Origin of the sequence: Enterobacter vonholyi (assembly GCF_008364555.1) — a bacterium.
Lineage (GTDB): Bacteria > Pseudomonadota > Gammaproteobacteria > Enterobacterales > Enterobacteriaceae > Enterobacter > Enterobacter vonholyi.
Genome location: NZ_VTUC01000001.1, coordinates 161,352 through 186,546, shown reverse-complemented (window position 1 = coordinate 186,546; position 25,195 = coordinate 161,352). Strand labels below are relative to the sequence as shown.

Annotated in this window: 22 protein-coding genes; 11 read left to right on the top strand and 11 right to left on the bottom strand. The window is 56.5% G+C overall.

All coding sequences use genetic code 11. The features are described from left to right. Window positions 1–293: 293 nt before the first annotated feature. From nfsB to F0319_RS00905, 3 genes are all read right to left on the bottom strand, one after another. Complete coding sequence (gene nfsB, locus F0319_RS00915; protein ID WP_149366077.1) at window positions 294–947, bottom strand: oxygen-insensitive NAD(P)H nitroreductase; 654 nt, start codon at window positions 945–947, stop codon at window positions 294–296. A 120-nt stretch (window positions 948–1,067) separates the two neighbouring features. Next, window positions 1,068–1,436, bottom strand: a complete 369-nt coding sequence (locus F0319_RS00910) for an MmcQ/YjbR family DNA-binding protein (protein ID WP_149366076.1) — start codon at window positions 1,434–1,436, stop codon at window positions 1,068–1,070. Then, complete coding sequence (locus F0319_RS00905; protein WP_133293937.1) at window positions 1,426–2,016, bottom strand: TetR/AcrR family transcriptional regulator; 591 nt, start codon at window positions 2,014–2,016, stop codon at window positions 1,426–1,428. Before F0319_RS00905 ends, F0319_RS00910 begins: the two co-directional genes overlap by 11 nt. Before the next feature lie 190 nt (window positions 2,017–2,206). Here F0319_RS00905 and F0319_RS00900 point away from each other — a divergent pair, with 190 nt between their 5' ends. Then, window positions 2,207–3,310 carry an MBL fold metallo-hydrolase gene (locus tag F0319_RS00900; protein ID WP_149366075.1) on the top strand — a complete coding sequence of 368 codons (1,104 nt, stop codon included), beginning with the start codon at window positions 2,207–2,209 and terminating at the stop codon, window positions 3,308–3,310. Between the two features lie 32 nt (window positions 3,311–3,342). Next, window positions 3,343–3,684, top strand: a complete 342-nt coding sequence (locus F0319_RS00895) for a RamA family antibiotic efflux transcriptional regulator (RefSeq protein WP_010428317.1) — start codon at window positions 3,343–3,345, stop codon at window positions 3,682–3,684. A gap of 54 nt (window positions 3,685–3,738) precedes the next feature. On the opposite strand, the gene F0319_RS00890 is transcribed toward F0319_RS00895, so the two are convergent. Then, window positions 3,739–3,987, bottom strand: coding sequence for a DUF1158 domain-containing protein (locus tag F0319_RS00890; protein ID WP_149366074.1), 249 nt, complete (start codon window positions 3,985–3,987; stop codon window positions 3,739–3,741). A gap of 479 nt (window positions 3,988–4,466) precedes the next feature. Here F0319_RS00890 and F0319_RS00885 point away from each other — a divergent pair, with 479 nt between their 5' ends. The 3 genes from F0319_RS00885 to F0319_RS00875 all read left to right on the top strand — a co-directional run bounded on the left by F0319_RS00885 (window position 4,467) and on the right by F0319_RS00875 (window position 11,544). Then, a complete protein-coding gene (locus F0319_RS00885; protein ID WP_149366073.1) occupies window positions 4,467–7,175 on the top strand; it encodes a cation-transporting P-type ATPase in 2,709 nt (902 codons plus the stop codon). A gap of 139 nt (window positions 7,176–7,314) precedes the next feature. Continuing rightward, window positions 7,315–8,379 carry an efflux RND transporter periplasmic adaptor subunit gene (locus F0319_RS00880; RefSeq protein WP_149366072.1) on the top strand — a complete coding sequence of 355 codons (1,065 nt, stop codon included), beginning with the start codon at window positions 7,315–7,317 and terminating at the stop codon, window positions 8,377–8,379. A 9-nt stretch (window positions 8,380–8,388) separates the two neighbouring features. After that, window positions 8,389–11,544: an efflux RND transporter permease subunit gene (locus F0319_RS00875; protein WP_149366071.1), complete on the top strand. Its 3,156-nt coding sequence runs from the start codon at window positions 8,389–8,391 to the stop codon at window positions 11,542–11,544. Here the strand turns inward: F0319_RS00875 and F0319_RS00870 are convergent. Beyond that, complete coding sequence (locus F0319_RS00870) at window positions 11,474–12,595, bottom strand: YbdK family carboxylate-amine ligase (RefSeq protein WP_111964467.1); 1,122 nt, start codon at window positions 12,593–12,595, stop codon at window positions 11,474–11,476. The genes F0319_RS00875 and F0319_RS00870 overlap by 71 nt on opposite strands. A 104-nt stretch (window positions 12,596–12,699) precedes the next feature. Here F0319_RS00870 and F0319_RS00865 point away from each other — a divergent pair, with 104 nt between their 5' ends. The 6 genes from F0319_RS00865 (at window position 12,700) to F0319_RS00840 (ending at window position 20,735) form a co-directional block, all read left to right on the top strand. Then, window positions 12,700–13,590 (top strand): oxidoreductase, encoded by an 891-nt coding sequence (locus tag F0319_RS00865; RefSeq protein ID WP_149366070.1) that lies wholly within the window; start codon window positions 12,700–12,702, stop codon window positions 13,588–13,590. A 117-nt stretch (window positions 13,591–13,707) separates the two neighbouring features. Continuing rightward, a complete protein-coding gene (locus tag F0319_RS00860) occupies window positions 13,708–14,145 on the top strand; it encodes a DcrB-related protein (RefSeq protein WP_149366069.1) in 438 nt (145 codons plus the stop codon). Window positions 14,146–14,162: 17 nt separating this feature from the next. Then, entirely contained in the window at window positions 14,163–18,419 is a 4,257-nt protein-coding gene (locus F0319_RS00855) for an RHS repeat-associated core domain-containing protein (protein ID WP_149366068.1), read from the top strand. Window positions 18,420–18,452: 33 nt separating this feature from the next. Next, on the top strand, window positions 18,453–19,016 hold the full coding sequence (locus F0319_RS00850) for a hypothetical protein (protein WP_045401990.1): 564 nt from the start codon (window positions 18,453–18,455) through the stop codon (window positions 19,014–19,016). 189 nt (window positions 19,017–19,205) lie between these two features. Then, complete coding sequence (locus F0319_RS22300; protein WP_240168069.1) at window positions 19,206–19,439, top strand: SMI1/KNR4 family protein; 234 nt, start codon at window positions 19,206–19,208, stop codon at window positions 19,437–19,439. 909 nt (window positions 19,440–20,348) lie between these two features. Continuing rightward, complete coding sequence (locus tag F0319_RS00840; RefSeq protein WP_149366067.1) at window positions 20,349–20,735, top strand: hypothetical protein; 387 nt, start codon at window positions 20,349–20,351, stop codon at window positions 20,733–20,735. Window positions 20,736–21,007: 272 nt separating this feature from the next. Here the strand turns inward: F0319_RS00840 and F0319_RS00835 are convergent, their stop codons facing one another. The 6 genes from F0319_RS00835 to glnP form a co-directional block, all read right to left on the bottom strand. Beyond that, window positions 21,008–21,262, bottom strand: coding sequence for a hypothetical protein (locus F0319_RS00835; RefSeq protein ID WP_111964480.1), 255 nt, complete (start codon window positions 21,260–21,262; stop codon window positions 21,008–21,010). Window positions 21,263–21,344: 82 nt separating this feature from the next. Continuing rightward, window positions 21,345–21,935, bottom strand: coding sequence for a hypothetical protein (locus F0319_RS00830; RefSeq protein WP_111964461.1), 591 nt, complete (start codon window positions 21,933–21,935; stop codon window positions 21,345–21,347). 138 nt (window positions 21,936–22,073) lie between these two features. Next, entirely contained in the window at window positions 22,074–22,529 is a 456-nt protein-coding gene (locus F0319_RS00825; RefSeq protein WP_149366066.1) for a hypothetical protein, read from the bottom strand. 231 nt (window positions 22,530–22,760) lie between these two features. Further along, window positions 22,761–23,792 (bottom strand): C45 family autoproteolytic acyltransferase/hydrolase, encoded by a 1,032-nt coding sequence (locus F0319_RS00820; RefSeq protein WP_149366065.1) that lies wholly within the window; start codon window positions 23,790–23,792, stop codon window positions 22,761–22,763. Window positions 23,793–23,813: 21 nt separating this feature from the next. After that, a complete protein-coding gene (gene glnQ / locus F0319_RS00815) occupies window positions 23,814–24,536 on the bottom strand; it encodes a glutamine ABC transporter ATP-binding protein GlnQ (RefSeq protein WP_024906944.1) in 723 nt (240 codons plus the stop codon). A 2-nt stretch (window positions 24,537–24,538) separates the two neighbouring features. Further along, the gene (gene glnP / locus F0319_RS00810) at window positions 24,539–25,195 is read right to left on the bottom strand and encodes a glutamine ABC transporter permease GlnP (RefSeq protein WP_024906945.1); all 657 of its coding nucleotides are present in this window, start codon (window positions 25,193–25,195) and stop codon (window positions 24,539–24,541) included.

Sequence of the window (25,195 nt, the reverse complement as noted above, 5' to 3'; positions counted from 1 at the left end):
TGTCTTTTTATTACGGTGTGCCTTTAGTGATAAAACTAAATTGATTTGTTTGAATTTTGCGCAATGGATTCGTGGTGTTTATGAAACTAAAGGGGAGTATTGATATACATTAATAAAAAAAGGCTTACGGAAAGAATATAATATAAAAAATATATGATGGATTTTATGAATAAGTATTTCTATGCTGTTACAAATTGCTGGGGGTATTTGTGAACTTTATCGAAGGAAGAATCATAACCCAAAGAAAGCGTCACTGAAAACAGGCACGCCGGAACCCGACGTGCCAGAAGGGATCAGCACTCGGTCACAATCGTGCTCAGAGGCAGGCGAGATTTCGGCAGCGTGGCGTTGAAATCTTCCACGCTGTGATGCCCAACCGGCACCACCACCAGGCTGGTAAAGCCCTTCTCTTTCAGGCCAAACTCTTCGTCGAGGATCGCAGCGTCGAAGCCTTCGATCGGTACCGCGTCCAGGCCCATTGCGCCCACGCCCAGCAGGAAGTTGCCGACGTTCAGGTAAACCTGCTTCGCCATCCACTGGTCGTCATCTTTCTGATCCACGCGATGCATGTCGGCAAAGTAGGTACGGCCCTTATGGTTCGCGGCTTTGGCTTCCGGGGTGTTGAAGCGACCGTCGGCTTCTTCCTGATCGACAACGCGCTCCAGCCATGCATCGTCCATCGCGGTTTTCGCGCAGAACACCACCACGTGAGAAGCATCCAGCATTTTGCGTTCGTTAAACACATAGGTGCCCGCAGCGGATTTCGCCACGCGCGCTTTTCCTTCCTCGGTGCTGGCCACGATGAAGTGCCACGGCTGGGAGTTGGTGCTTGACGGGCTGTACTGCAGCAGGGTTTTGATTTTTTCCGCTTCTTCAGCGGTCAGTTTTTTGCTTGCGTCGAACGCCTTGGTGGAGTGGCGTTTCAGCGCAACAGAAATGATATCCATAACAACTCCTGATGATGAAATTCGCCCGCGTGCGGGCGCGAAAGGTGAGCAGATTACAGCGGGACGCGGAAAAAGATAAGGGCAATTCGAGCGCTTAATCTGTTCGTCTCAGACGAACAATCAGACCGGCCGGATCCACTTCTGGTCTTTTTTCGGCAGTTTATCCACCACCAGATGCCAGGAATCATTAATGAGATCGGTAACCAGTTCCGGCGTCACGTCGTCAGTGCCGTAAAGGGAAATCCAGTGCTTTTTGTTGAGGTGATAGCCCGGTTCAACGCCGCGATAAATCTGCTGATTTAACAGCGATTTTTCAGGGTCTGACTTCAGGCTGACGTGCGGCCGCCCCTGTGCGACGGCCACAATCATGAAAATTTTTCCACCCACTTTAAACACGTCAAACTCCGGCCCAAACGGCCAGCAGTGTTCGGTGAACGGCAGCTCCAGCGCCACGCGTTTTGCGTGCTCCTGCAACGTTTTACTGTCCATCGCTCTCTTCCTGGGCAAGCCCGCGCCACATCACCTCAAAGCCGAGCGCTTTAAACTCAACGGCGCGGGACGGATCGCGGGTGGCAAATTCCATCGTGGATTCGGCCAGCGATAAGAAAAGCGCATCGCCAAACGTTTTAAATTCATCAGACATAAACACCTGACGCACCGAGCGGCGGCAGAGTTCATGCAGCTCCGGGAACATCTCTTTCACCGCCTGTTCCGTTTCGGTGCTCAGCTTTTCACTGACGCCAATCTGGCGGATCGCCGCATGCGCAACGGGGTTACGAATACCCCAGTCCACATAGCTGTTCCAGATATTGCGGGTATGTTCTTTAGGCAGCGTGATGGTGCGATCGAGGTTCGCGAGCATGGTCTGGCAGAGATCTTGCTTCAGGTGCAGATAGAGGGCATTCAGCAGATCGTCTTTCGTAGCAAAGTAGCGGAACAGGGTGCCTTCGGCGACGCCCGCCTTACGGGCAATAAGCGCCGTTGAGGCGGCAATACCTGACTGTGCAAACGCCACCGTTGCGGCTTCCAGTAAGGCCTGTTTTTTATCTTCACTCTTCGGACGTGCCACTAAATTTTTCCTCCTGTCAATTATAAAAACCCTGATTGAAACACGTGCTTTGACACGCTGCAACGCGGAATGTCAAAGATCGAAAACGTCTTGACGACTTTATCATCACATCTATAATGAGTGCTTACTCACTCATAATCAAGTTTACCCTGCGCACGCTATCGGATGGGGCGCGTTTTCGGGTCAGGATATGAAAAAACCTCTCTTCATCTGCGTGGTGTTAATCATGATTATTGCTTCAGCCGCGAGTTTACCGTTTGTTCTGAATGCCGGATTCGGCCAGCCGCCGCAGGGTGAAAGGCTCACTGAAGTGGAGGCCTCCCCACAGTATCGCGAGGGGAAATTCCACAACACGCTGCCGACGCCGGGTTATAACGGTGACAAAAATATGCTGGTCGCGATGTGGGAGTTTCTGACCAAAAAAACCGAAAACGCCCGCCCGACCCGGCCGCTGCCGCTGGTGAAAACCGATCTTGCGAGCCTGCCGCTGGAGCAGGACACCCTGGTGTGGCTCGGTCACTCATCGTGGTATCTGCAGCTCGCGGGTAAACGCATCCTGATTGACCCGGTTCTTGGCAACTATGCCGCGCCGTTCTCGTTCCTCAATAAGGCCTTTGCCGGCGAGTATCCGTGGCGCGCTGAACGCATGCCGGAGATCGACCTGCTGATTATTTCGCACGATCACTACGATCATCTGGATTACGCAACCATCCGGGCGCTAATGCCGAAGGTAAAGCGCGTGGTGACGCCGCTGGGCGTAGGATCCCACCTGCGCTACTGGGGGATGAAGTCCGAGATTATTGACGAGCGCGACTGGAACCAGTCGGTAAGCATCAGCGATGAATTGACGGTGCACGTTCTGCCAGCGCGTCACTTCTCCGGTCGCGGCATCAAACGCGATCGCACATTGTGGGGCAGCTTCATGTTCGTTACGCCAGAGCAGAATGTTTACTACAGCGGGGATTCCGGTTACGGCCCGCACTTCAAGGCCATCGGTGAACAGTTTGGCGAAGTGGACGTCGCCATCATGGAGAACGGCCAGTACGACCAGGACTGGAAGTACATCCACATGCTGCCGGAGGAAACGGCGCAGGCCTCGGCGGATTTGAACGCGAAAGCCGTGGTGCCGGGGCATAACGGACGCTTCGTGCTGGCGAAACACGCCTGGAACGATCCGCTGATCCAGCTGGCAAAAGCCAGCAAGGATAAAAATTATCGGTTGCTGACGCCGGAACTGGGCGAGCCCGTCCGGGTAAGCGACAGCGCACAAACCTTTCGTGCGTGGTGGGAATAATGTTTAAGCGAGTAGCAGAGGGGGACAGCAGTATGACCATTTCCGCTCAAGTCATCGACACTATCGTCGAATGGATCGACGACAATCTGCACCAGCCATTACGAATTGAAGAGATAGCCCGCCACGCGGGTTACTCGAAATGGCACCTACAACGGCTATTTATGCAGTACAAAGGGGAGAGTCTGGGGCGTTATATCCGTGAACGTAAGCTGCTGCTGGCGGCGCGCGATCTGCGTGAATCCGACGCCCGGGTGTACGACATCTGCCTGCGTTACGGATTTGACTCGCAGCAGACGTTTACCCGTATCTTCACCCGTACGTTCAACCAGCCACCTGGAGCGTACCGTAAAGAGAACCATAGCCAGACACATTAACCTTTCGCGTGTAGGCCGGGTAAGGCGAAGCCGCCACCCGGCTTTTTTATTGGCTCAGGATGCCAGGGAAAACCAGCGTCGCCAGACGAAACGCAGCACGAAGAATTCAATCGTCCCGAGCAGTAAAAACCACACGCAGAACAGAATGGTGTAAAGCTGGTTCAGATCGACCATGTGAAAGGTCTGAACCAGCTTCTGCGCCAGCACCAGCCCAAGCGAAGGCGCCGGGAGCAGCAGGCACGAAAGCAGGGCCAGTAATAAAATGCCGCCTGCGGTGAGCAGCGATTCTAGCGGGTGTTTCATCGTAATGTTAATCGTCAGTTAAAAATGTCATTGTCCGGCATTCTGTAACGTAAAGCAATATCAGCCCCGCTGACCTTTTTGAATAAAACAAAGACATTATTACTGCGCACAAATAACAACATACGACCCGGCGTTTATATTAATATCGCGTTATGTAAATAAACGTCCGCATCAGGAAAATAATTTTACAAATGTATAGGTGCTATAACCAATTAACGTGGCAATAACAATGGCCGCGATAACGTATAACACCAGTCTGCGCCCGCGATAAATACCCCACATGGTTCCCCCTCGTTTAGTTTTGGTTTAGAAATATTTTGTAAAAATCAGATCATCGAAATAGTTTTAATCAGTTTTGAATAACCGAGAAGTCATTATATTGCGGTGGATCAATTTTACCCGCAAGACTTTAAAATGAATTTATTTAAGCCCGAAAGGAATTCAGGCTTCTGTTCACCGGAAATTGAAGGAAAAATACGATGACTGAAAAAAAATTGACTCCTAACGTGCCGCCTTCCGGCGGGCTGGCATACCAGCAGACCGTAGAGCAGGCGCTTGCACATGCGCAGAGCCAGGCAAGCGGTCTGGACCGTGCAGAGGCGCAGGCGCGTCTGCAAAAAACAGGGCCGAACGCGCTGCCGGAGAAAAAAGGCAAACCCGCCTGGCTGCGTTTCTTAGCCCATTTTAATGATGTGCTGATTTATGTCCTGCTGGCCGCCGCCGTATTAACGGCAGTAATGGGCCACTGGGTTGATACGCTGGTTATTTTGGGCGTCGCGGTAATCAATGCCCTAATTGGTCATATTCAGGAAAGCAACGCGGAAAAATCCCTGAAGAGTATTCGTAATATGCTCGCCAGCGAGGCGCGCGTTATTCGTAACGGCATTCACGACACAATCCCCACAACTGAAATAGTCCCGGGCGATATTATTGTATTACGCGCGGGGGATCGTATTCCGGCGGATATGCGTCTAATTGAAGCGCATAATTTACGCGTGGAAGAGGCGATTCTGACCGGTGAATCCACCGTGGTGGATAAACACGTTAATCCACTGAGCGGGGAATTACCGCTGGGCGATCGCACCAACATGGTCTTCTCCGGGACGACCGTCAGCGCGGGCGGCGGTATCGGTGTGGTCACCGCGACCGGTAAGGATACGGAACTCGGCCACATCAACCAGATGATGGCGGGTATCGAAAAGCACCGTACGCCGCTGCTGGTGCAGATGGACAAGCTGGGTAAAGCGATCTTCGTGATTATTCTGGCGATGATGGCCGCGCTGTTTGTCTTCAGCCTGGCGTTCCGCGAGATCCCGATGGGCGAGCTCCTGCTCTCTCTGATTAGCCTGGCGGTTGCCTCCGTACCGGAAGGTTTGCCGGCAATCATCTCCATCATCCTTTCGCTGGGCGTGCAGGCGATGGCGCGCAAGCGGGCGATTATCCGCAAGCTGCCGACGGTTGAAACGCTCGGCGCGATGACCGTGGTCTGCTCGGATAAAACCGGCACCCTTACCATGAACGAGATGACGGTTAAAGCCATCATCACCGCCGACGCCTGCTACCGCGTGGACGGCAACAGCTACGAGCCGGTAGGCAACATCTATCTGGAAGGTAGTGACGAGCCGGTCCACATCCAGCCGGGCACCGTGCTGGAGCAGTATCTGCGTACCATCGACCTGTGTAACGACAGCCAGCTGATTCAGGACGAGCGAGGCCTGTGGGGCATCACCGGTGGGCCGACCGAGGGCGCGCTGAAGGTGCTGGCGGCGAAGGCCAGCCTTGAGCCGGTAATGACCACGCTGGTTAACAAGATCCCGTTCGACTCGCAGTACAAGTACATGAGCACCCACTACCAGATTGGCAGCGAGGAGCAGATCCTGATCACCGGCGCGCCGGACGTGATTTTTGCCCTGTGTTCGCAGCAGCAGACCCGTCACGGTACGGAAGCCTTCAACCGCACGTACTGGGAAAGTGAGATGGAGCGCTATGCGCGTCAGGGGCTGCGCATGGTCGCCGCGGCGTTCAAGCCAGCGAACGGCGAGCAGGAACTGACGCACGACGACCTTAGCCACGGCCTGATCTTCCTCGGCATCGCCGGGATGATGGATCCGCCGCGTCCGGAAGCGATTGATGCGATTAACGCCTGCCAGCAGGCGGGGATCCGCGTGAAGATGATCACCGGGGATCACCCGCAGACGGCGATGAGCATCGGCCAGATGCTGGGGATCGCCAACAGCGAGCAGGCGGTCACCGGCTACGAGCTGGAGAAGATGGACGACGCCGCGCTGGCGGAAGCCGCGGTGAAGTATGACATCTTCGCCCGCACCAGCCCGGAGCATAAGCTGCGCCTGGTGAAAGCGCTGCAGGACAAAGGCGAAATCGTTGGCATGACCGGCGACGGCGTAAACGACGCCCCGGCGCTGCGTCAGGCGGACGTGGGCATCGCGATGGGCATCAAGGGCACGGAAGTGACCAAAGAGGCGGCGGATATGGTCCTTACGGACGATAACTTCGCCACCATCGCCAGCGCGGTGAAAGAGGGGCGTCGCGTATACGACAACCTGAAGAAGACCATCCTGTTCATCATGCCGACCAACCTGGCGCAGGGGCTGCTGATTGTGATTGCGCTGCTGGCGGGGAACATTATTCCGCTGACGCCGGTGCTGATTCTGTGGATGAACATGGCCACCTCCGCCACGCTCTCCTTCGGCCTGGCCTTCGAAGCTGCCGAGCGCAACATTATGCGCCGCCCGCCGCGCCAGACCGGGCAGCACGTAATGGACGCCTACGCCGTGTGGCGCGTGGCTTTCGTCGGCACCATGATTGCCATCGCCGCCTTTGCGCTGGAAGCCTGGCTCGCCCCGCGCGGCCACAGCGCGGAGTTCATCCGCACCGTGCTGCTGCAGATGCTGGTCTGCGCCCAGTGGGTGTACATGATTAACTGCCGCAACACCGAAGGGTTCTCCCTCAACCGTGGCCTGCTGGCGAACAAAGGGATCTGGCTGGTGACGGGCGTGCTGTTCCTGCTCCAGGCGGCGATTATCTACCTGCCGTTTATGCAGATGCTGTTCGGTACCGAAGCCCTGCCGCTGCGCTACTGGTTTGTGACACTGGTCGTTGCAGGCGTGATGTTCTTCGTCGTCGAAATCGAGAAGCGACTGACCCGCAGGTTCCGTAAGGCTGCATAACTAAAACTTTACCTCTCACCCTAACCCTCTCCCCACAAGGGAGAGGGGACAGTCTGGTACTCTCCCTTGGGCTCGGTTTTCTCCCTCGCCCCTCTGGGGAGAGGGCCGGGGTGAGGGGAGACAACGCTGAGGTACTCCCATGAAACTTCCACTCCTGTTCGCACTTCTTGTCAGTACCCTGCAACCCGTCTTCGCCGCCGCGATCCCCGTTCGCGTCGCCACCGTGGAGCAGACCGCCCACGCCGCCGAGCGCCAGATCCCGGGCCGCATCGAAGCCATCCACACCGTTGAGCTGCGCGCGCGTACGGAAGGCATGATTACCAAAATTAACTTCCGCGACGGGCAGTACGTGAAAAAAGGCGACGTGCTGTTTGAGCTGGACGACGCCGAGCCGCGCGCAGCCCTGCGCCTGGCGCAGGCCGAAGTGAAAAGCGCCGAAGCCACGCTGCGCCAGGCGCAGCAGCAGCTTTCCCGCTTTGAAAGCCTGGGCAGCAGCAACGCCATCAGCCGTCACGACGTGGACAACGCCCGCATGCAGCGCGACGTCGCCAGTGCCGCTCTCGAGCAGGCGAAGGCCCGGCTCGAAGCCCGCAACGTCACCCTGAGCTACACCCGAATCACCTCGCCAATTGACGGCCGCGTGGGCCACAGCAGCTTCCACGTGGGTAGCCTGGTCAACCCAGCGAGCGGCGTTTTGGTGGAGGTGGTGCAGCTTGACCCGATCCGCATCGCCTTTGCGCTGGAAGAGGGGGCATTTTCCACCAAAGCCGGACAGCATGCGGATATCAACGCCATGAAGCGTGCCTGGCAGGCGCTGATCGACAGCAACGGCCAGCGCGTCAGCGGCGAGCTGACGTCAGTGGATAACCGCATTGACCCGCGTACCGCCAGCGTTATGCTGCGCGCCGAGTTTGCCAACCCGCGCCATCAGCTCCTGCCCGGCGGCAATGTGAACGTGTTTTTGCGTCCGGCAAGCGAGCAGCCGGTGCTGGCCCTGCCTGCCGCCGCGGTCCAGCAGAACGGCGACGGGTTCTTTGCCTGGGTGGTTAACGCTGACGGTAAAGCCGAAATGCGCCCGCTGAAGGTCGCCGGACAGATCGGCCAGCAGTTCCGGATTTTATCCGGCGTGAAGTCCGGTGAGCGAGCGATTACTGACGGTGCGCAGCGCGTGCAGCCCGGCGCTGCCGTCCAGATACTGAATTAAGGAGCCATCATGCTGACGTTTTTCATCAAACGCCCGCGCTTCGCGATGGTGATTGCGCTGGTCATCACCCTGCTGGGGGCCATTGCGCTGAGGATTATTCCGGTGGAGCAGTACCCGCAGATCGCGCCGCCGGTGGTGAACGTCTCTGCCAGCTGGCCGGGCGCCAGCTCGGCTGACGTGGCGGAGGCCATCGCCACGCCGCTGGAGACGCAGCTGAACGGCGTGGACCATATGCTCTACATGGAGTCCACCAGTTCGGACGAAGGCACTTACAGCCTGAACATTACCTTTGCGGCGGGCACGGATCCGGATCTCGCCGCCATCGACGTGCAAAACCGCGTGGCGCAGGCCGTGGCGCAGCTGCCGACCGAGGCGCAGCAAAATGGCGTGCAGGTGCGCAAGCGCGCCACCAACCTGATGATGGGGGTAAGTCTTTACTCACCGAACAACACCCACACGCCGCTGTTCGTCAGCAACTACGCCAGCACCCAGGTGCGCGAGGCGCTGTCGCGTCTGCCCGGCGTGGGGCAGGTGCAGATGTTTGGCGCGCGTGACTACAGCATGCGCATCTGGCTGCGTCCGGACCGCATGAACGCCCTGAACGTCACCACCGACGACGTGGCGCAGGCGCTGCGCGAGCAGAACGTGCAGGGTGCGGCGGGCCAGGTGGGCACGCCGCCGGTGTTTAACGGCCAGCAGCAGACCCTGACCATCAACGGGCTGGGGCGCTTAAGCCTGGCCGAAGACTTTGCCGACATCATTATTCGCGCGGGGGAGATGGGCCAGCTGGTGCGCCTGAAGGACGTCGCCACCATCGAGCTCGGCTCGCGCAGCTACAGTTCCGGCGCGCAGCTGAATGGGCACGATTCCGCCTACCTCGGCATCTACCCGACGCCGTCCGCCAACGCCCTGCGCGTGGCCGACGCGGTGCGCGCGGAGCTGGAGCGCCTCTCGACGCGCTTCCCGGACGACCTGGTCTACGAGGTGAAGTTCGACACCACCTCCTTTGTTGCCGCGACCATTAAGGAGATCGGCGTCTCGCTGGCGCTGACGATGCTGGCGGTGGTGGTGGTCGTTTCCCTGTTCCTGCAGAGCTGGCGCGCGACGCTGATTGTCGCCCTCGCCATTCCGGTGTCGCTGGTGGGCACCTTTGCGGTGCTCTATACGCTCGGCTACTCCGCCAACACGCTCAGCCTGTTTGCCATCATTCTGGCGCTGACCATGGTGGTGGATGACGCCATCGTGGTGGTGGAGAGCGTCGAAACGCTGATGGCGGAAGGGCAGAGCCGCACGGCGGCGACCGCGCTGGCGCTGCGCCAGATTGCCGGGCCGGTCATCGCGACGACGCTGGTGCTGCTGGCGGTATTTGTGCCGGTGGCGCTGCTGCCGGGGATTGTCGGCGAGCTGTACCGCCAGTTCGCGGTTACGCTCTCCACCGCCGTGACGCTCTCAAGCCTTGTAGCGCTGACCCTGACGCCCGCCCTGTGCGCGATGCTGCTGCGTCCGCGCCCGGAGAAACCGGCGGCCGTTTATCGCGCCTTTAACCGCGGGCTGGACGCCACGCGAGGTTTCTACACCCGCATCGTGAATGTCTTAAACCTGCGTCCGTGGCTGGCGCTGCTGGCCACCGCAGGCGCGGCGGCAGTCGTGCTGTTCAGCTTTATGTCGATGCCAAAAGGCTTCCTGCCGCAGGAGGACCAGGGCTACTTCTTCGCCAGCGTCCAGCTGCCGGAAGCGGCCTCGCTGGAGCGGACCGAAGCGGTGATGACCACCGCGCGGGAGCTTATCGCCAAACATCCGGCGGTGGAGGACGTGATTCAGGTCTCCGGGTTTAACATCCTCAACGGCACCAGCGCCTCCAACGGCGGGTTTATCTCCATCATGCTGAAGGACTGGAGCGCGCGTCCGCCGCTGGAAGAGGTGATGGGCACCCTGCAGCGCCAGCTGCTGGCCCTGCCGGAAGCCACCATCATGACCTTCGCGCCGCCGACGCTGCCGGGGCTGGGCAACGCCTCCGGCTTTGACCTGCGCATCCAGGCTCAGGCGGGGCAGAGCCCGGCGGAACTGGAGCGCGTGACGCGTGAGGTGCTGGCGAAAGCCAACCAGCACCCGCAGCTGACCCGCGTGTTCACCACCTGGAGCAGCAACGTGCCGCAGCTGACGCTGACCGTTGACCGCGAGCGTGCCGCCCGCCTCGACGTGCCGGTGTCACGTATCTTCAGCAGCCTGCAAACCGCCTTTGGCGGCACGCGCGCCGGGGATTTCAGCATCAACAACCGCGTCTACCACGTGGTGTTGCAGAACGAGATGCAGTGGCGCGAGCGCGCCGAACAAATCAGCGAGCTGTTCGTGCGCAGCAACAGCGGCGAGCGGGTGCGCCTGAGCAACCTCGTCACCATCACGCCGACCGTCGGCGCTCCGTTCCTGCAGCAGTACAACCAGTTCCCGTCCGTTTCGGTGAGCGGCTCTGCAGCAACTGGGGTGAGCAGCAGCACCGCGATGGCGGTGATGGGCGATATTCTGGCAGAGAGCCTGCCGGCCGGATACGACTACGCCTGGAGCGGCATGTCGTATCAGGAGCAGCAGACAGGCAATCAGGCGATCTGGATTGTGCTGGCGGCGGTGGTGATGGCGTGGCTGTTCCTCGTGGCACAGTACGAGAGCTGGACGCTCCCGGCGAGCGTGATGCTCTCGGTGCTGTTCGCCCTCGGCGGGGCGCTGGTCTGGCTGTGGATGGCCGGATACGCCAACGACGTGTACGTGCAGATTGGTCTGGTATTGCTGATCGCGTTAGCGGCCAAAAACGCGATTCTTATCGTCGAGTTCGCCCGCGCGCGGCGTTTGGACGGAATGGAGATTGTCGATGCCGCGCGGGAAGGGGCCTCGCGCCGCTTCCGCGCGGTGATGATGACCGCCGTATCGTTCATCATCGGCGTTCTGCCCATGATGCTGGCGACCGGGGCGGGTGCCCAGAGCCGCCGCATCATCGGCACCACGGTGTTCAGCGGCATGCTGGTGGCGACCGTGGTGGGGATCCTGTTTATCCCGGCGCTGTTCGTGCTGTTCCAGCGCCTGCGCGAGTGGGGCCACGGCCTTACGGACTCGTCGCCCACAGCTCGCAGTGCTTCTGCACCAGAGAAATTAGCGAGCCGCCGTCGGCGATAAAGTCCCGCATGCGCTGCGCCTCGCTCTTGCCCTGCTTTAACAGCAGGGCAATTTCATTGATTGCGCTCGTCGCGCCGAGCTTATCGGCCGACGGCGCCACCTGCTCCAGCAGCCAGGCGATGTCTTCCGCCACGGTTTTTTGCTCACCGGTATGCACGTCCGTCAGGATCCCCTCCAGCCCGTAGCGACATGCCTGAAAACGGTTAAAACGGTACAGCAGAAAATCCCGTTCCTGATGCTTATACGGCCGCGTGGTCAACAGCCAGTGCGACGTGGCCTGAATCAACCCGGCGATGTTAATCGCGTGGCCGAGCGTCAGCGGCGTATCCATCACCCGCACCTCCACGGTGCCAAAATGCGGGCTGGGGCGAATATCCCAGTGCAGATCCTTGATGCTGTCGATCATGCTGGTGGAGCTCAGGCGGCGGAACAGCCCTTCAAACTCCTGCCAGCTGTTTACCCACGGCATCTGTCCGTTATCCGGGAACCCGGAGAAGATATTGAGCCGCGACGAGGAGAACTTCGTGTCGGTGCCTTGCATGTACGGCGAGGCGGCCGCCAGGGCAATAAAGTGCGGCACAAAGCGCGACAGGCCGTGCAGGAGGTAAATGGCGTCATCCCCGGTCCGGCAGCCGACGTGAACGTGCTGACCGAATACCGTCGCCTGCAAAATCAGATAGCCAAAGCGCTCCAGCGTGACGTTATAGCGCTCGTCGTCGCACACCTCCTGGCGCTGCCATTTCTGGAACGGGTGCGTCCCGCCGCCGCAGATCTGGATATGCTGCTCCGCCGCCGCGCGCAGGATGCTCTGCTGCATCACCGAGAACTGCGCCGCTGCCTGGTCGATGGTCTGACACACGCCGGTGGCGATTTCGAGCATGCTTTCGGTGATATCGTGTTTGACTTCACCGCCTTTGATGTCGTCTTTGACGGCGGCGATGAGCGCGGAGGAGTCCTGGCTGAGATCGTACCCCGGCGGGTTAACCACCTGCAGTTCGAGCTCGATGCCAAGGGTGAACGGTTCAGAGGATTTGAAATCGGGTAAAGGCATGGCGCACTCCGTTGTCTGTGAATGTTGAGTATAGACAACGGGTGTGGCGCGCTCGTCTCAGGGTGGTATAACTGATAGCAGGCTTAGCAAAAGGGGAGTGTATCATGTCTGACTATACAACCATTGCGCTGATAGGACCCGGTGCGATTGGCACCACCATTGCCGCGGTACTGCATGACGCTGGCCGCACGCCATTGCTCTGCGGACGGACCGCGCATCCGGAATTACGCCTGCGCCACGACGAAGGTGAAACGGTGGTGCCCGGTCCGGTACTAACCGACCCGACGGCCATTACGCGTCCCGTTGATCTCGTGTTTATCGCAGTGAAAACGACGCAAAATGCCGACAGCGCCGGATGGCTGCGCGCGCTGTGCGATGAAAATACGGTGGTCTGCGCCCTGCAAAACGGCGTAGAGCAGAAGGCTCAGCTTGAGCATTTGGTCAGTGGCGCAACGGTGCTGCCGTCGGTAGTCTGGTTCCCGGCGCAGCGCGAGCCGGATGCCTCCGTCTGGCTGCGCGCCAAACCGCGCCTGACGCTGCCGGACGTGCCGCAGGCACAGCGGGTGGTGGAGGCGCTTCGCGGTACGCGCTGTGAAGTTGAACTCTCGGCAGATTTCCCCACCGTCGCCTGGCGCAAACTGCTGCAAAACGCGGTCGCCGGGCTGATGGTGCTCGCCAACCGCCGCGCCGGGATGTTCAGGCGCGAGGATATCAGCGAACTTTCGCTGGCCTACCTGCGCGAGGGGCTGGCCGTCGCCCGCGCCGAAGGGGCGAAGCTGAACGATGACGTGGCGCAGGAGATTCTGGTGAACTTTCAGCGCGCGCCCGTGGACCTGGGTACGTCGATTCTGGCTGACCGTCAGGCGGATCGCCCGATGGAGTGGGATATCCGCAACGGCGTCATCCAGCGCTACGGCCGCAAACACGGCATTGCGGTGCCCATCAGCGACGTGGTGGTACCGCTGCTGGCGGCAGGGAGCGAGGGGCCGGGTTAACGGTTACTGTTTTTCCGTTCGGCGAGGGCTGGCGTTGGGCAATAATCTGGGGATAGTCAGCCTTAAACACATATGCGAAACTTGCCGCTTCTGAAAATATGTGGTGGGACCCGCTCAATGTCAGAACTACATTCGCAGTGCCTTTTCAGTGAAGGACAGATCACCTTTCCTGAGGGTTATCAGGATCGTACCGTCAACGTATTCGCGCCGCCCGCTGCGGATGCGCCGGCGTTCAATATCTCCCGCGATACCCTCAACCCCGGCGAAGCGCTTGCCGCGTATATCGATCGCCAGCTTGCCCTGATGGAAAAACACATCAAGGGCTGGAAGCAGGGTGAGCGCAGCGCCGCTACGCTTGGCGACAATCTTTCCCAGGGTGAAATTGTCCATGCCAGCTACCTGCGCGACGGGAAACGCATCTGGCAGCAGCAGGCCGTATTTAATGTCGACAGCGATAAAATTCTGGTCTTCACCATGACCTGCACCCGTGCGCTGGGCGATGCCGACAGCGCGCTGTTTGGCGATCTTCTCAGGAGCTTCCGCTTCCACCATTAACACCAGGGACAGTTGTTATGTTTGAAGCAGCACGCGTTGGCGATGATATCGGACATTCCGGTGCGCTGGCCGGGATGATTGCCGGAACGATTGTCGGTGGCCTGATTGCCGCCGCCGGGGGCATCCTGGCGGGGGCCATGTTTATTGCGGGTCTCGGCGCATCCTGTCTTGGGGTGGGCGTCCTGCTCGTCGGCGCCAGCCTGGCCGTGGGATATTATACCGGGGAGCTGGCGACCGCCGCCCGGGACAGCATCGCGGACGCCGGGGCATCCAGCATGACGAAGAAAGGCGTCATCACCTCCGGCTCGCCCAATGTGTATATCAATGGTAAACCCGCAGCCATGGCAACAGACAGCGCGGTGAAGTGCTCTGACGACGGCTCGCAGCAGATGGCCGAAGGCTCTTCGCGGGTCTCTATCAACGGCCTGCCTGCGGCACGCATCGGGGATCGAACCACCTGCGACGCGAAGGTGATGACCGGTTCGAACAACGTCATTATCGGCGGCGATCCGCAGCAAACCCTGCCCATTCAGTCTGAAGTCCCCGAGTGGCTCTACAAAGTCTCCGATCTTACCCTGTTGTTCGCCGGGCTTATCGGCGGGTGGGGCGGTGCCGCTGGTAAAGTCGGGGCGCTCTCTAAGCTGCTGGGCAAAATCCCCGGTATCAACAAGCTGGCCCGTATCGCCTGTCGCGCCGGCACGCTGATGACCGGCGTGGCGGCCGCGGGGATTATCGCCCGCCCGGTAGATATCGTCAGCGGACAGAAGTTTCTCAGCGGGGATGATGAGCTGGACTTCGTCCTGCCTTCCCGTCTTCCGGTGCGCTGGCAGCGCTACTGGCGCAGCGGCAACCCCGGCGACAGCGTGCTGGGCCGCGGCTGGAGCCTGTTCTGGGAAAGCCGCCTTGAGCCGTATCAGGACGGCCTGGTGTGGCGCGCGCCGTCCGGCGATTACGTCGCCTTCCCGAAGGTCCCGAAAGGGATGCGCACCTACTGCGAAAGCGAAAAGAACTGGCTTGAACATCATCAGGACGACAGCTGGTCGGTGTATGACGTCAGCGGCGAACGCTGGCGCTATTCACCGCTTAAGGATGATGCCCCGTCGCTGCTCCAGCGCATCTCTGAACCCTGCGGCAACGATATCCTCTTCGAGTGGAATGCGGATAATACCCTGCATGCCCTGACCGACAGCGCGGGCCAGCGCGTGGTCTGCCGCTACGACCGTGACAGGCTCCTCGGCGCCTGGCTGGATGACGAGATCTGCCTGGTCAGTTACGCTTATGATGAACAGCGCCAGCTGGTCTGTGTGACCGGCCGGGGCGGTAGCGTGCGCCGACGCTTCCGCTGGCAGGACGGGCTGATGAGCGCCCACGAGGACGTCAACGGCCTGCTGAGCGAATACCGCTGGCGGGAGATTGACGGCCTGCCGCGCGTGGTCGGCTTCCGCCACAGCGGCGGCGAACAGCTGACGTTCGAATATGATTTTGATAACGGCACCCGCCGCGCGACCCGCGAAGACGGCGCTCAGGCGCACTGGCTGGTGGACGACGACGACAACGTCGCGCGCTTCGCGGATTACGACGGTCGCCAGACGACGTTTGTTTACCGCGACGGCGAGCTCTGCGACGTTATTCTGCCCGGCGGCGCGATGCGCCGCAGCACGTGGGACAAATACGGCCGCATGACCAGCGAGACGGACCCGGCGGGCCGCCGCACCGAGTATCACTGGCATCGCCTGACCGACCGCATCACCCGCACGGTGTACCCGGACGGCACCTCATCGCAGGCCATGTACGACCTTCGCGGTCGTCTGCTGTCGGAAACGTATCCGGCCGGTAGCACCACCGCGTATCGCTATCCTGACGATGAAGAAAACCTGCCGGAGAGCATTACCGACGCCGTCGGCGGCGTGGTGCGCCTGGTCTGGAACCACCAGGGGCTGCTGACGCAGCGCACCGACTGCTCCGGCAGCGTCACCCGCTTCACCTACGATCGATTCGGGCAACTGATTGCCAGTGAGGATGCGGAAGGGAATATCACGCGCCGGGAGTGGAGCCGTGCCGGGCTGCTGATCGCCGTGATCCACCCGGACGGCAGCCGCGAGTCGCTGGTGTGGAACGAACGCGGCCAGCTCACGGGCTGGCGCGATCCGCTGGAAAGCGAGGTGAGCTGGGCCTACAACGTGCTCGGCCTCCCGGTCAGCCTCACCGACCGTATTGGCCGCGTGCGCCAGTGGCGCTACGACCCGCGCGGCAACCTGCTGCGACTTGATAACGGCAACGGGGCGGAATACCGCTTCACCTACGACGCCGTGGGCCGCCCGCTCAGCGAAACGCGCCCGGATGAGACCGTGCGCCATATGGAATGGGACGCGCGAGGGTTCCTCTGCGCGCTCGAAGAAAACGGACGGCCTGCCGCCGACGGCGGCATCGCCCGTCGCGTCCAGCAGTTCAGCTATGACGACAGCGGGCTGCTGATCGGACGCACTCAGCGCCAAGCGGAGTACCGCTACTTTCGCGATCTGAGCGGCCAGATCACCCGCATCCGCCGCACGCCGACGGCCGAAGGCGTTGCCCTGGGTATAGAAAGCGATGAGATCGCTTACCGCCACGACGCCGCCGGGCGCGTGCTGAGCGAGTCCGGCATTAACGGCGCGGTGGGCTACGAATGGGATGCCCTGAGCAACCTGACCGGCCTGACGCTGCCCGGCGAGCAAAAGCTGGCGTGGCTGCACTACGGCTCCGGCCACGTCAGCGCCATCCGCTTCGGGCAGCAGTTGGTGACCGAGTTCACCCGCGACCGCCTGCACCGCGAGGTGCGCCGCACTCAGGGCGCGCGCGAGCAGATTCGCCATTATGACAGCCTCGGCAGACGCACCCTGCAGCGCAGCGAATTAAGCACGGACGTGACCCTGCCGGAGCAGGCGATACTGGAACGCCTGTATCGCTACACCGCACGCGGCGAGCTTTCCGGCGTCAGCGACACCCTGCGCGGTGAGGTGGACTACGGCTACGACGCCGAAGGGCGTCTGCTGAAGCACTACGAGGCCCGCCAGGGGCACAGCCGCGCGCAGTTCAGCTATGACGCCGCGGATAACCTCGCCGCCAATGACGATGCGGAACCGGTCACGGATAACCGCCTGCAGCACTGGCAGGCGCTGTTTATGAAATACGACTCCTGGGGCAACCTGGTCAGCCGCCGGAACGGGCTGTATGAACAGCATTATGCGTATGACGCCGAGAACCGTCTGGTGTCCGCCCGGGGAACCGGGCCGGAAGGGCGGTTTGAGGCGCGCTATCACTACGACGCTCTGGGCCGCCGTACGCGCAAAATCGTCACTACGACGCACGGCACCACAGAAACGCGCTTCCTGTGGCAGGGCTACCGCCTGCTGCAGGAGCAGCAGGAGAGCGGGCTGTGCAGCACCTATGTTTACGATCCGAATGAGGCCTGGAGCCCGCTGGCGCGGGTGGATCACCTTCGAGACCAGAGCAGCGGTGAGATTTACTGGTTCAACACCGACCTGAACGGCGCGCCGCTGGAGGTCACAGACGAGCGCGGCGCGGTGCGCTGGAGCGGCCAGTTCGACAGCTTTGGCGAGGTACGCCACCAGAGCGAAGGGTTCTCACGGGTTGTGAACCGTACGGCGATGCCACACCAGCCGCTTCGCTATGCCGGGCAGTACGCTGACGGTGAAACGGGATTGCACTATAACCTGTTCCGCTACTACGACCCGCAGGTCGGGCGGTTTATTGTGCAGGACCCGATTGGGTTGAATGGTGGGTGGAACCTTTATCAGTATGCGCCAAATCCGTTGGGGTGGATTGATCCGTGGGGACTCTCTGCGCAAGGTTTAGTTCGTTATAAACCAGATCCCACCCTTAGCGCGCAACCGGGAGCTAGGGCGACAGCAATAAGCCGAGCATGGGGAGAAGAAAGGGAACTAGTTGCGGCTGGTGGTGGAAGCCGAGACTGGACGGCCGCTGAACGCGAAGTAATATTAAGCACAAAAAATAATCGCCAATTATCGTCGGTTATGTCCGAAATGGGTTATACAGGCCATCATATCAATAGTGTGAAAGGTAATGGTGTTCTGGGAGGGAAATGGCAAGGTGATCCAAGGAATATTGTATTTCTCCAGAATGCTAATCATCCAAGCGGCTATGATGAGCATTTACATGGTCTACAAGGCCACCGTGGCAGCTATGAGACTCCAGGTAAAGGACGATTGATAGACCGTAATCTTACCCGTAAGAATTTGAAGAGCTGTCAATAATATCAATGAATATGCTGAATGTGAGGTATTGTTATGAGTGAAATTGAAGAGTCTTTAAAAAAACTTGTTGCTGTTTGCAAAAAATTCTCGCTGTCAGGGAATTTTAATACAATCAATGACTTGGATAATGCATTCCCGTCCAGCTTACCTCGTTCAACAGATGTTGATTACTTATATAAAAATTATAATCCTGAAAAATTAAAGATTGAAACAGGCTTCACGCCAATTAAAATTCATTCTGTCAGTGAGCTCTCGAAGGCTCAAAGTGGTTATGAATACTTACCAAACAATTATCTTGTTTTTGGTGATGATTTAGGTGGAGGTAAACCTATAATTGCGGTTATCGATGAAGGGAATACCTCTGTCTATGCTAGTTATGATGTAATTGAACCATTTAAAATAGCTGGCAGTCTCTCTGGATTTATATTTTCATTGGCTGAGCTTATTGATTTGGTATATGGTCAATACGATATCTTTGATATAGCAGATGATAATGACGAAGTGAAAGATGACTTTATTGATGAGTTGCGGAAAAGAATTGTGCCTCTTATCGGTAATGAAAGTTTTAATGCATTCTATGATTATTTTTATGGCTAGGGCACATGTTTTTTTATTTAGATAAATGAATGCAATATGCCGGAAACCATTAAGTTCCGGCTTTAATTACTACCATCGATTTTTCCATAATAGAGGTGGAGTATCTAAGATCACTAAGTCATGACCTTTGCAAGGAGAGCTTATGCCTATTTCATATGGTAAACCTGCAAATAAAGATGAAATTAAAGTTTGGAGAGGAAATTCAAAATCAGTTTACCTGAAGATTATAAAGAATTTCTCAGGTTGAAAAATGGCTTTGTTGTAAAATCTCCGGATTTTTGTGAGTTGGAGTATGAAGGTGTCGATGACGGGGTTATCGCTTTTTATGCCCTTTTTGGAATAAATATGAAAAATCCAAACCACGACATTTTTCGTCAAAATGAAGATTTTTTAAGTGAACTTGATTTCATTGATGATAAGTAAATTATTGGTGATGATCCTGGAGGTGATTTTTACCTTATATTAAATGGCAGTGAAAGCCAAGGCGTGTATTATTGGGACAGAACACATCTACATGCTGAGGATGATATCCAACAGTTTGAAATCGCTGAGAAAAAAGAGTGCGGCAATATCTATGAAATTACTAATAGTTTTACGGAATTATACAAGGAAATTTGTGAGGCATCTCTTGATGCAGTAATGAATGTAACTGTTGATTTATGATATTTCAAAATAAATCCATAATCAGAATATGATCATGGCTTATTTTTTACATTTAGATGTTAGTAAATAGATAAACAGTAATAAAAAGAATGACAGATATGCTTGTATTTTACGATTGGTAATAATGCCATTGCATAGAAAAAAGGCATTACACAGAAAGCGGCTCAGAATTTGTTAAGGGAAAAATGCTTACTCCAAATCATCTTATTGCGAATACTATAATTCTTGTCCCAAGAGATCTTCATGACAATGTGCAACATATTGGCTCCGCATCTGATATGAGGAGGAAAGGAAAATGTTGAAAAATTAGAGCGCTTTGGAGCGAAACCGGCATCATTACCATCAGATGAATTTATAAAGTGTTTAAATACATTAGAAGCATCAATAGGGCTAATCCCTGAAAGTTATCGTGCCTATTTACTTCATTTTGGCGCTTCTGTTCTTTTTAATATAAACATTTTTTTCAAAGTGTTACAACCATCTCTATGGTCTGATGATCAAGGAAACGATACGCTTGAGTCTTTGTACGGCCTTGCAGAATCGGGTAAAGAGTATACTGTGTTTGAAATGGCTGATACATACCGGAATGATTTTCTCGATCTTTAAAATAGTAATACTATGTATTTATTTAATTGTAATTAATCTAATGCATGAAAAGAGAGGGGTTATATGCATACTACGCGAGTAATGGGAGAAGGATATGAACCTTACGTTGAGCAATTAGGTGACAAATTGATTTATTCATTACCTGTTGAATCGGGGTTTGTCAGTTTTCATTTTGAGTTTGATATTCGTCAGACCGATCTTGACATCCTGTTGTCCGATCATTACCGGCGGGCCGTCCTGGAAGTGTCCGCACACACTTTGCTCCAGCGCTCGACGTTAAAGGGACATAAACATTTTACTCAGAACGATTTTGATAACCTTATTGCCACTACCCTTCATGCATCGCAAGAGCATCTTAACGCATTCATTTCTAAGATTAATCGTGAGCACAATATTTCGATTGAACATTATGTAAATGACATAGTGAATAGACGCTTAACTAAAGGATGAATTTACCGATCCTAGATAAGGTCGATATTATTGTCAAAATCACGCTGGATCGATAGCTCTTTTCAATCTCGTGCTGCCCAAAGTGGTTAAAATCGATTTTTCGTGATAAGCGCTCAGGTGGTTCTTTTTTTTCATGGAGAAGCTTTCCATAAACGCTTATCTGTCGGTGTCGTCGTGATGCCTATCTTTTACCTTGCTAAACATTTTTCCGGGAGCTGGAGGCAGGTAAGGAAACAGAATCAGGATGAGCTAGCGTATTGTGACGCTTTATCTCATTGCCTGGCGCTCTTCATTGCATCCTGCTTCCCCGGGTTGCATTGTTTTTTTGTACCGGGAAGATAAAAATGCCCCGATGGATCCGGATCTGTTCCGCCCGGACAACCCGCTCGGCCATTAGATGAGACGGTACCATCAGAACCGCTTCCGCCATCAGAGCCATTTCCTCCATCACCACCCTTACCGCCATCAGCAGAATTTACAGCGAATGAACTGAGTAAGAGCAAACAGGCAATAGCGCGTTTATTCATCAAAACCTCCATTGTTCTATCCATAAATGTTCAGGAAAATATTCCCGTAAGGTTCCCTTTCGGAATATTTCACAGGTACACCTCACGTCTGACTTTCAATATTCGCTCTGACCGCCTTCAGCGTCCTTTTACGGATCCAGCCGCTGCCCGCCCGTATTGCCAGCCAGTAAGCCGCCATTCTGAGCCGGGTGCTTCTGTCCGGGCAATATACGAACGTTTCTGTACTGAGTTCATGCTGCCCTGGCGCCAATTCCGTTACTTGATAGCGCAGCAACAATGTCGCGCTGCCCGGCGTCACTGACGTCTGAAAAGCGCTGACATCCGGTACTTTTTCCAGACCAAAATTTGAACGCCAGAACTGTCCTCGCAAGCCATAGCAGAGCTCAGATGCTGAGTTTTTCAAAAGGGTAAAACTGTGCAAGCCAAAGTTGCCGATGGAGTTAGCCTGCTGATTACGCAGAAATTTCTGCGGTAATTGCCGTAAAAACATCAGCCGCCGAATGACGACATCTTGCCGGACGTCAAAGTTTGCAATCAACGGCAGAATATGTTCGGGATGCGCAGTATGAATGACCGTTCGGTGTTTTTCATGAAACTGGAACTGAGGTAAAAAAGCGGGGACATCCTGCCACTGAGCAAGCGCTTTGCGGGTTACGAATCCAGGATTCAGCATTTCTCTTCCTTGTCATCCCTTGAGTGCAGCCAGAGTATCAGATGGCGTTCCGCAAGCAATTACCAGGAAAAGAGAGGGTATCTGGCCGAAATGCTCCCCCATCCGCAGCAGCAGAATTCCGGCCTTCCATCACCCGTCTCAGTGCGCTGCGATATACGGCTCCTTCACAAACTCCGCCAGCAGCCAGACCATATCATGCAGCAGCCCGGTCAGTTCTTTCGCCACGCTCATGGGCAGTGTTCCGCCCATCACCGCCAGCGTTAACGCTACGGCATAATCCACCTGCAACGTCGTTTCCTGCCAGCAGTCCGGCACGCAGGAGGTAATCTTTTCCCCCGCAACCAACTGTTCAACCAGATACGGCGGAAGTTCCGAGTCACAGCACTCGCGCAGCCGTTTCAGCGCAGCCAGTAATCGCGTACAGAGCATGGCAAACGTCACCGCGTCGTCAGTTTCCACCAGTACGCTTACGTAAGCGGCGCAGGCATCGGCCAGTTCGAAGAGATCCGCAGAATCGGAATTTGGGTGGTTGATGAGATGATGAACAGCGCTTTCCTCAGAAAGCGCGTAGGAAAATTCAGGGATAGTCGCCATTTAGCATCCTCTTTGTCCAAAAATGTCATGTCATGCTAACGGGTTCCTACGCCCGGTTACGGATGTACCGCAACGCAGGCACTTTACGGCGGTGAAAAAAGGAAGGAAAGGGGATGCCCCTGAATTACATAAGGTTGCTTGCAGGTTTGCGAGGCGGCTTCCAGAACGGCATTGCCGGGTGGCGGCTACGCCTGACCCGGCCTACAAAAATCACAGCCCTGTAGGCCCGCGCTAGCGCAGCGCCGCCGGGCATTCCTGCTGTAAAACGGGTTTTTGCCGATCGTGAGTGAATATCTGCCATTTTATGTCCGACGTACTCAGGGTAAAAATGGCCGTGGCCAGCGTGTTCTCTTCATCCGGGTCCTGTGGCGAGAGACGATAAATCGGGAGCGCGGGATCATGCTGGTCTGAAAGAATACCCAGAGCCGCTGCAGCATCAAGGTGAGATTGCGTCTCCAGCCAGGCGTTTAGCCGCTGCTGGCGTGACCGGGAGCTGTCAGTGATTACCTGCTCAACCGCATCAAGCTGAGGGTGGATAAGGTGATTAGCATGGGCGAAAACGTCCCGCAGCGGCGTGACGGAACAGCCTGTTCCCGTCGCCTCCACGCTGAACAGCCGGCTGTCTCCCATTTGTCCCAGCGTATGATGAAAGGCTCCGGCGCGTGGTGATGAGGTCAGTATAGTGACAGCTTCATCCAGGCTGGCGGCATTCAGCGCAGCGCGGGCAAGTATCTGGCGCGGCATGCCGTCCGGACGGTGCAAAGCGCGTATGTTATTCACCGTATTCACTACGCCCTTTTCGTTTACGGCGAAGGTATGTCCGCAAATCGATCCCGGATAAGCAAAACTGGTGAACGCCAGGCCGTCATCCGGGGTGATGCTGACGATGGCGCAGTCATTGCGAAGCTGCGGGAAACCGTCTTCATTATGCGCGATAATCAGCTCTCCCTCAGCGGTGCTTCCCGCTACCGTGGTGCAGCCATCGGAGGTTGAGCGCACCAGATCGCCACGGCAGTTCCAGGCAAACACCTCATCAAACGGTGCATCCAGGCCCTCGGCCAAACCTTCCAGCTCCTGCCAGATCAGGGGATATTGAGACTGGACCCGCGAGCGCATGCTCCGGGTCTGTTCTGCGTCTTTCATGGCGGTAACGGTTTGCCACAAGGCCGTTTGCGTCAGTTTTGCATGCCAGGCCTCGCGGCCGAACGCGCCAAGCGCCTGACCTACTGCAAAAGCGGAACCACGAATGTCGATTTTTTTCATAGGGTTATCATTCACTTCTATTCAGGATACGTGTTGCAAAAATTCTTTCAGGCGTGGATTGCGACTGCTATTCAGCAGCATATCAGGTGGACCATCTTCGGCAATGGTACCGCCATCAATAAAGATGAGCCGCGATGCCACATCGCGGGCGAAGCCGATTTCATGGGTCACAATCACCATGGTCATGCCTTCTTCGGCCAGCGAGCGCATGACTTTCAGCACCTCATGCCGTAATTCGGGGTCCAGGGCTGAGGTCGGCTCATCGAACAGCATCATTTTCGGCTTCACCGCCAGGGCTCTGGCGATGGCCACGCGTTGCTGCTGACCGCCAGAGAGCTCTGATGGGTAGTGACTGGCGCGTTCGCGTAAGCCAACGCGGTCCAGCAGCGCCAGCGCCTGTTCCCGCGCGGCGGCTTTGCTCTGTTTGCGTACGCGAACCGGACCAAACATCACATTCTCCAGCGCCGTCAGATGGGGGAACAGATGAAACTGCTGAAACACCATCCCGGCTTCACGGCGGATATCACATTCGTTAGCGTGAGGATCGGTAATATGCATTCCCGCTACCAGCAGCGTGCCGGAGGAAATTTCCTCCAGCTTGTTAATGCAGCGCAGCAGCGTCGATTTGCCCGAACCGGAAGGTCCGATGATCACCACGACTTCGCCAGCATCAATTTTTAAATTGATGTCGTGCAGCACCTGAGTGGCGCCGAAATTTTTCGACACTGCGCTAAATTCAACCATGCTCATAAAATATGGATCCTCTTCTCCAGTTGCTTCAGCAGGAAACTCAGGCACAGCGTCACCAGCAGGTAGATCATTGCCACTGCGGTCCAGACTTCCAGCGCGCGGAAATTACCGGCAATAATTTCTTGCCCCTGACGAGTCAATTCCGCCACACCAATCACAATAAACAGCGAGGTGTCCTTAATACTGATAATCCACTGATTGCCTAGCGCAGGGATCATCCGGCGTAATGCCAGCGGCATAATGACATGCCATAGCGTGCTGCGCTGGGATAATCCCATTGCCAGGCTGGCCTCTCTAAAACCTTTATTAATTGAGAGGATCGCTCCTCGGGTGATTTCTGCAATATAAGCACCCGAGTTAATCACAATGGTCGTAATGGCTGCCGTTACCGGGTCGATATGAATCGGTAACACCATGGGGAGTGCGAAGTAAATAAACATCACTTGCACCATAATAGGCGTTCCGCGGATTAACTCGACAAAGACTAAAGAGACTGTCTTTGATATTTTTCCTCCGAGCGCCCGGCAGGTTCCCGCCAGCAGGCCAATAACAAAACCACCCAATAAACCTGATAATGAAATAATCAGCGTCAGCTGTAGTCCTTGCAACAGCAGCGGCAGGGACTCCCAAATATATTTACTGTCGAAATTCAT

Coding starts and splice junctions, on each gene's coding strand:
- glnP (WP_024906945.1), bottom strand. CDS start 25,195: ATGAATTTCGACAGTAAATATATTTGGGAGTCCCTGCCGCTGCTGTTG.
- glnQ (WP_024906944.1), bottom strand. CDS start 24,536: ATGGTTGAATTTAGCGCAGTGTCGAAAAATTTCGGCGCCACTCAGGTG.
- F0319_RS00860 (WP_149366069.1), top strand. CDS start 13,708: ATGTCAGAACTACATTCGCAGTGCCTTTTCAGTGAAGGACAGATCACC.
- F0319_RS00855 (WP_149366068.1), top strand. CDS start 14,163: ATGTTTGAAGCAGCACGCGTTGGCGATGATATCGGACATTCCGGTGCG.
- F0319_RS00835 (WP_111964480.1), bottom strand. CDS start 21,262: ATGAATAAACGCGCTATTGCCTGTTTGCTCTTACTCAGTTCATTCGCT.
- F0319_RS00840 (WP_149366067.1), top strand. CDS start 20,349: ATGCATACTACGCGAGTAATGGGAGAAGGATATGAACCTTACGTTGAG.
- F0319_RS00825 (WP_149366066.1), bottom strand. CDS start 22,529: ATGGCGACTATCCCTGAATTTTCCTACGCGCTTTCTGAGGAAAGCGCT.
- F0319_RS00870 (WP_111964467.1), bottom strand. CDS start 12,595: ATGCCTTTACCCGATTTCAAATCCTCTGAACCGTTCACCCTTGGCATC.
- F0319_RS00890 (WP_149366074.1), bottom strand. CDS start 3,987: ATGAAACACCCGCTAGAATCGCTGCTCACCGCAGGCGGCATTTTATTA.
- nfsB (WP_149366077.1), bottom strand. CDS start 947: ATGGATATCATTTCTGTTGCGCTGAAACGCCACTCCACCAAGGCGTTC.
- F0319_RS00850 (WP_045401990.1), top strand. CDS start 18,453: ATGAGTGAAATTGAAGAGTCTTTAAAAAAACTTGTTGCTGTTTGCAAA.
- F0319_RS00885 (WP_149366073.1), top strand. CDS start 4,467: ATGACTGAAAAAAAATTGACTCCTAACGTGCCGCCTTCCGGCGGGCTG.
- F0319_RS00900 (WP_149366075.1), top strand. CDS start 2,207: ATGAAAAAACCTCTCTTCATCTGCGTGGTGTTAATCATGATTATTGCT.
- F0319_RS00895 (WP_010428317.1), top strand. CDS start 3,343: ATGACCATTTCCGCTCAAGTCATCGACACTATCGTCGAATGGATCGAC.
- F0319_RS00880 (WP_149366072.1), top strand. CDS start 7,315: ATGAAACTTCCACTCCTGTTCGCACTTCTTGTCAGTACCCTGCAACCC.
- F0319_RS00875 (WP_149366071.1), top strand. CDS start 8,389: ATGCTGACGTTTTTCATCAAACGCCCGCGCTTCGCGATGGTGATTGCG.
- F0319_RS00820 (WP_149366065.1), bottom strand. CDS start 23,792: ATGAAAAAAATCGACATTCGTGGTTCCGCTTTTGCAGTAGGTCAGGCG.
- F0319_RS00865 (WP_149366070.1), top strand. CDS start 12,700: ATGTCTGACTATACAACCATTGCGCTGATAGGACCCGGTGCGATTGGC.
- F0319_RS00910 (WP_149366076.1), bottom strand. CDS start 1,436: ATGGACAGTAAAACGTTGCAGGAGCACGCAAAACGCGTGGCGCTGGAG.
- F0319_RS00830 (WP_111964461.1), bottom strand. CDS start 21,935: ATGCTGAATCCTGGATTCGTAACCCGCAAAGCGCTTGCTCAGTGGCAG.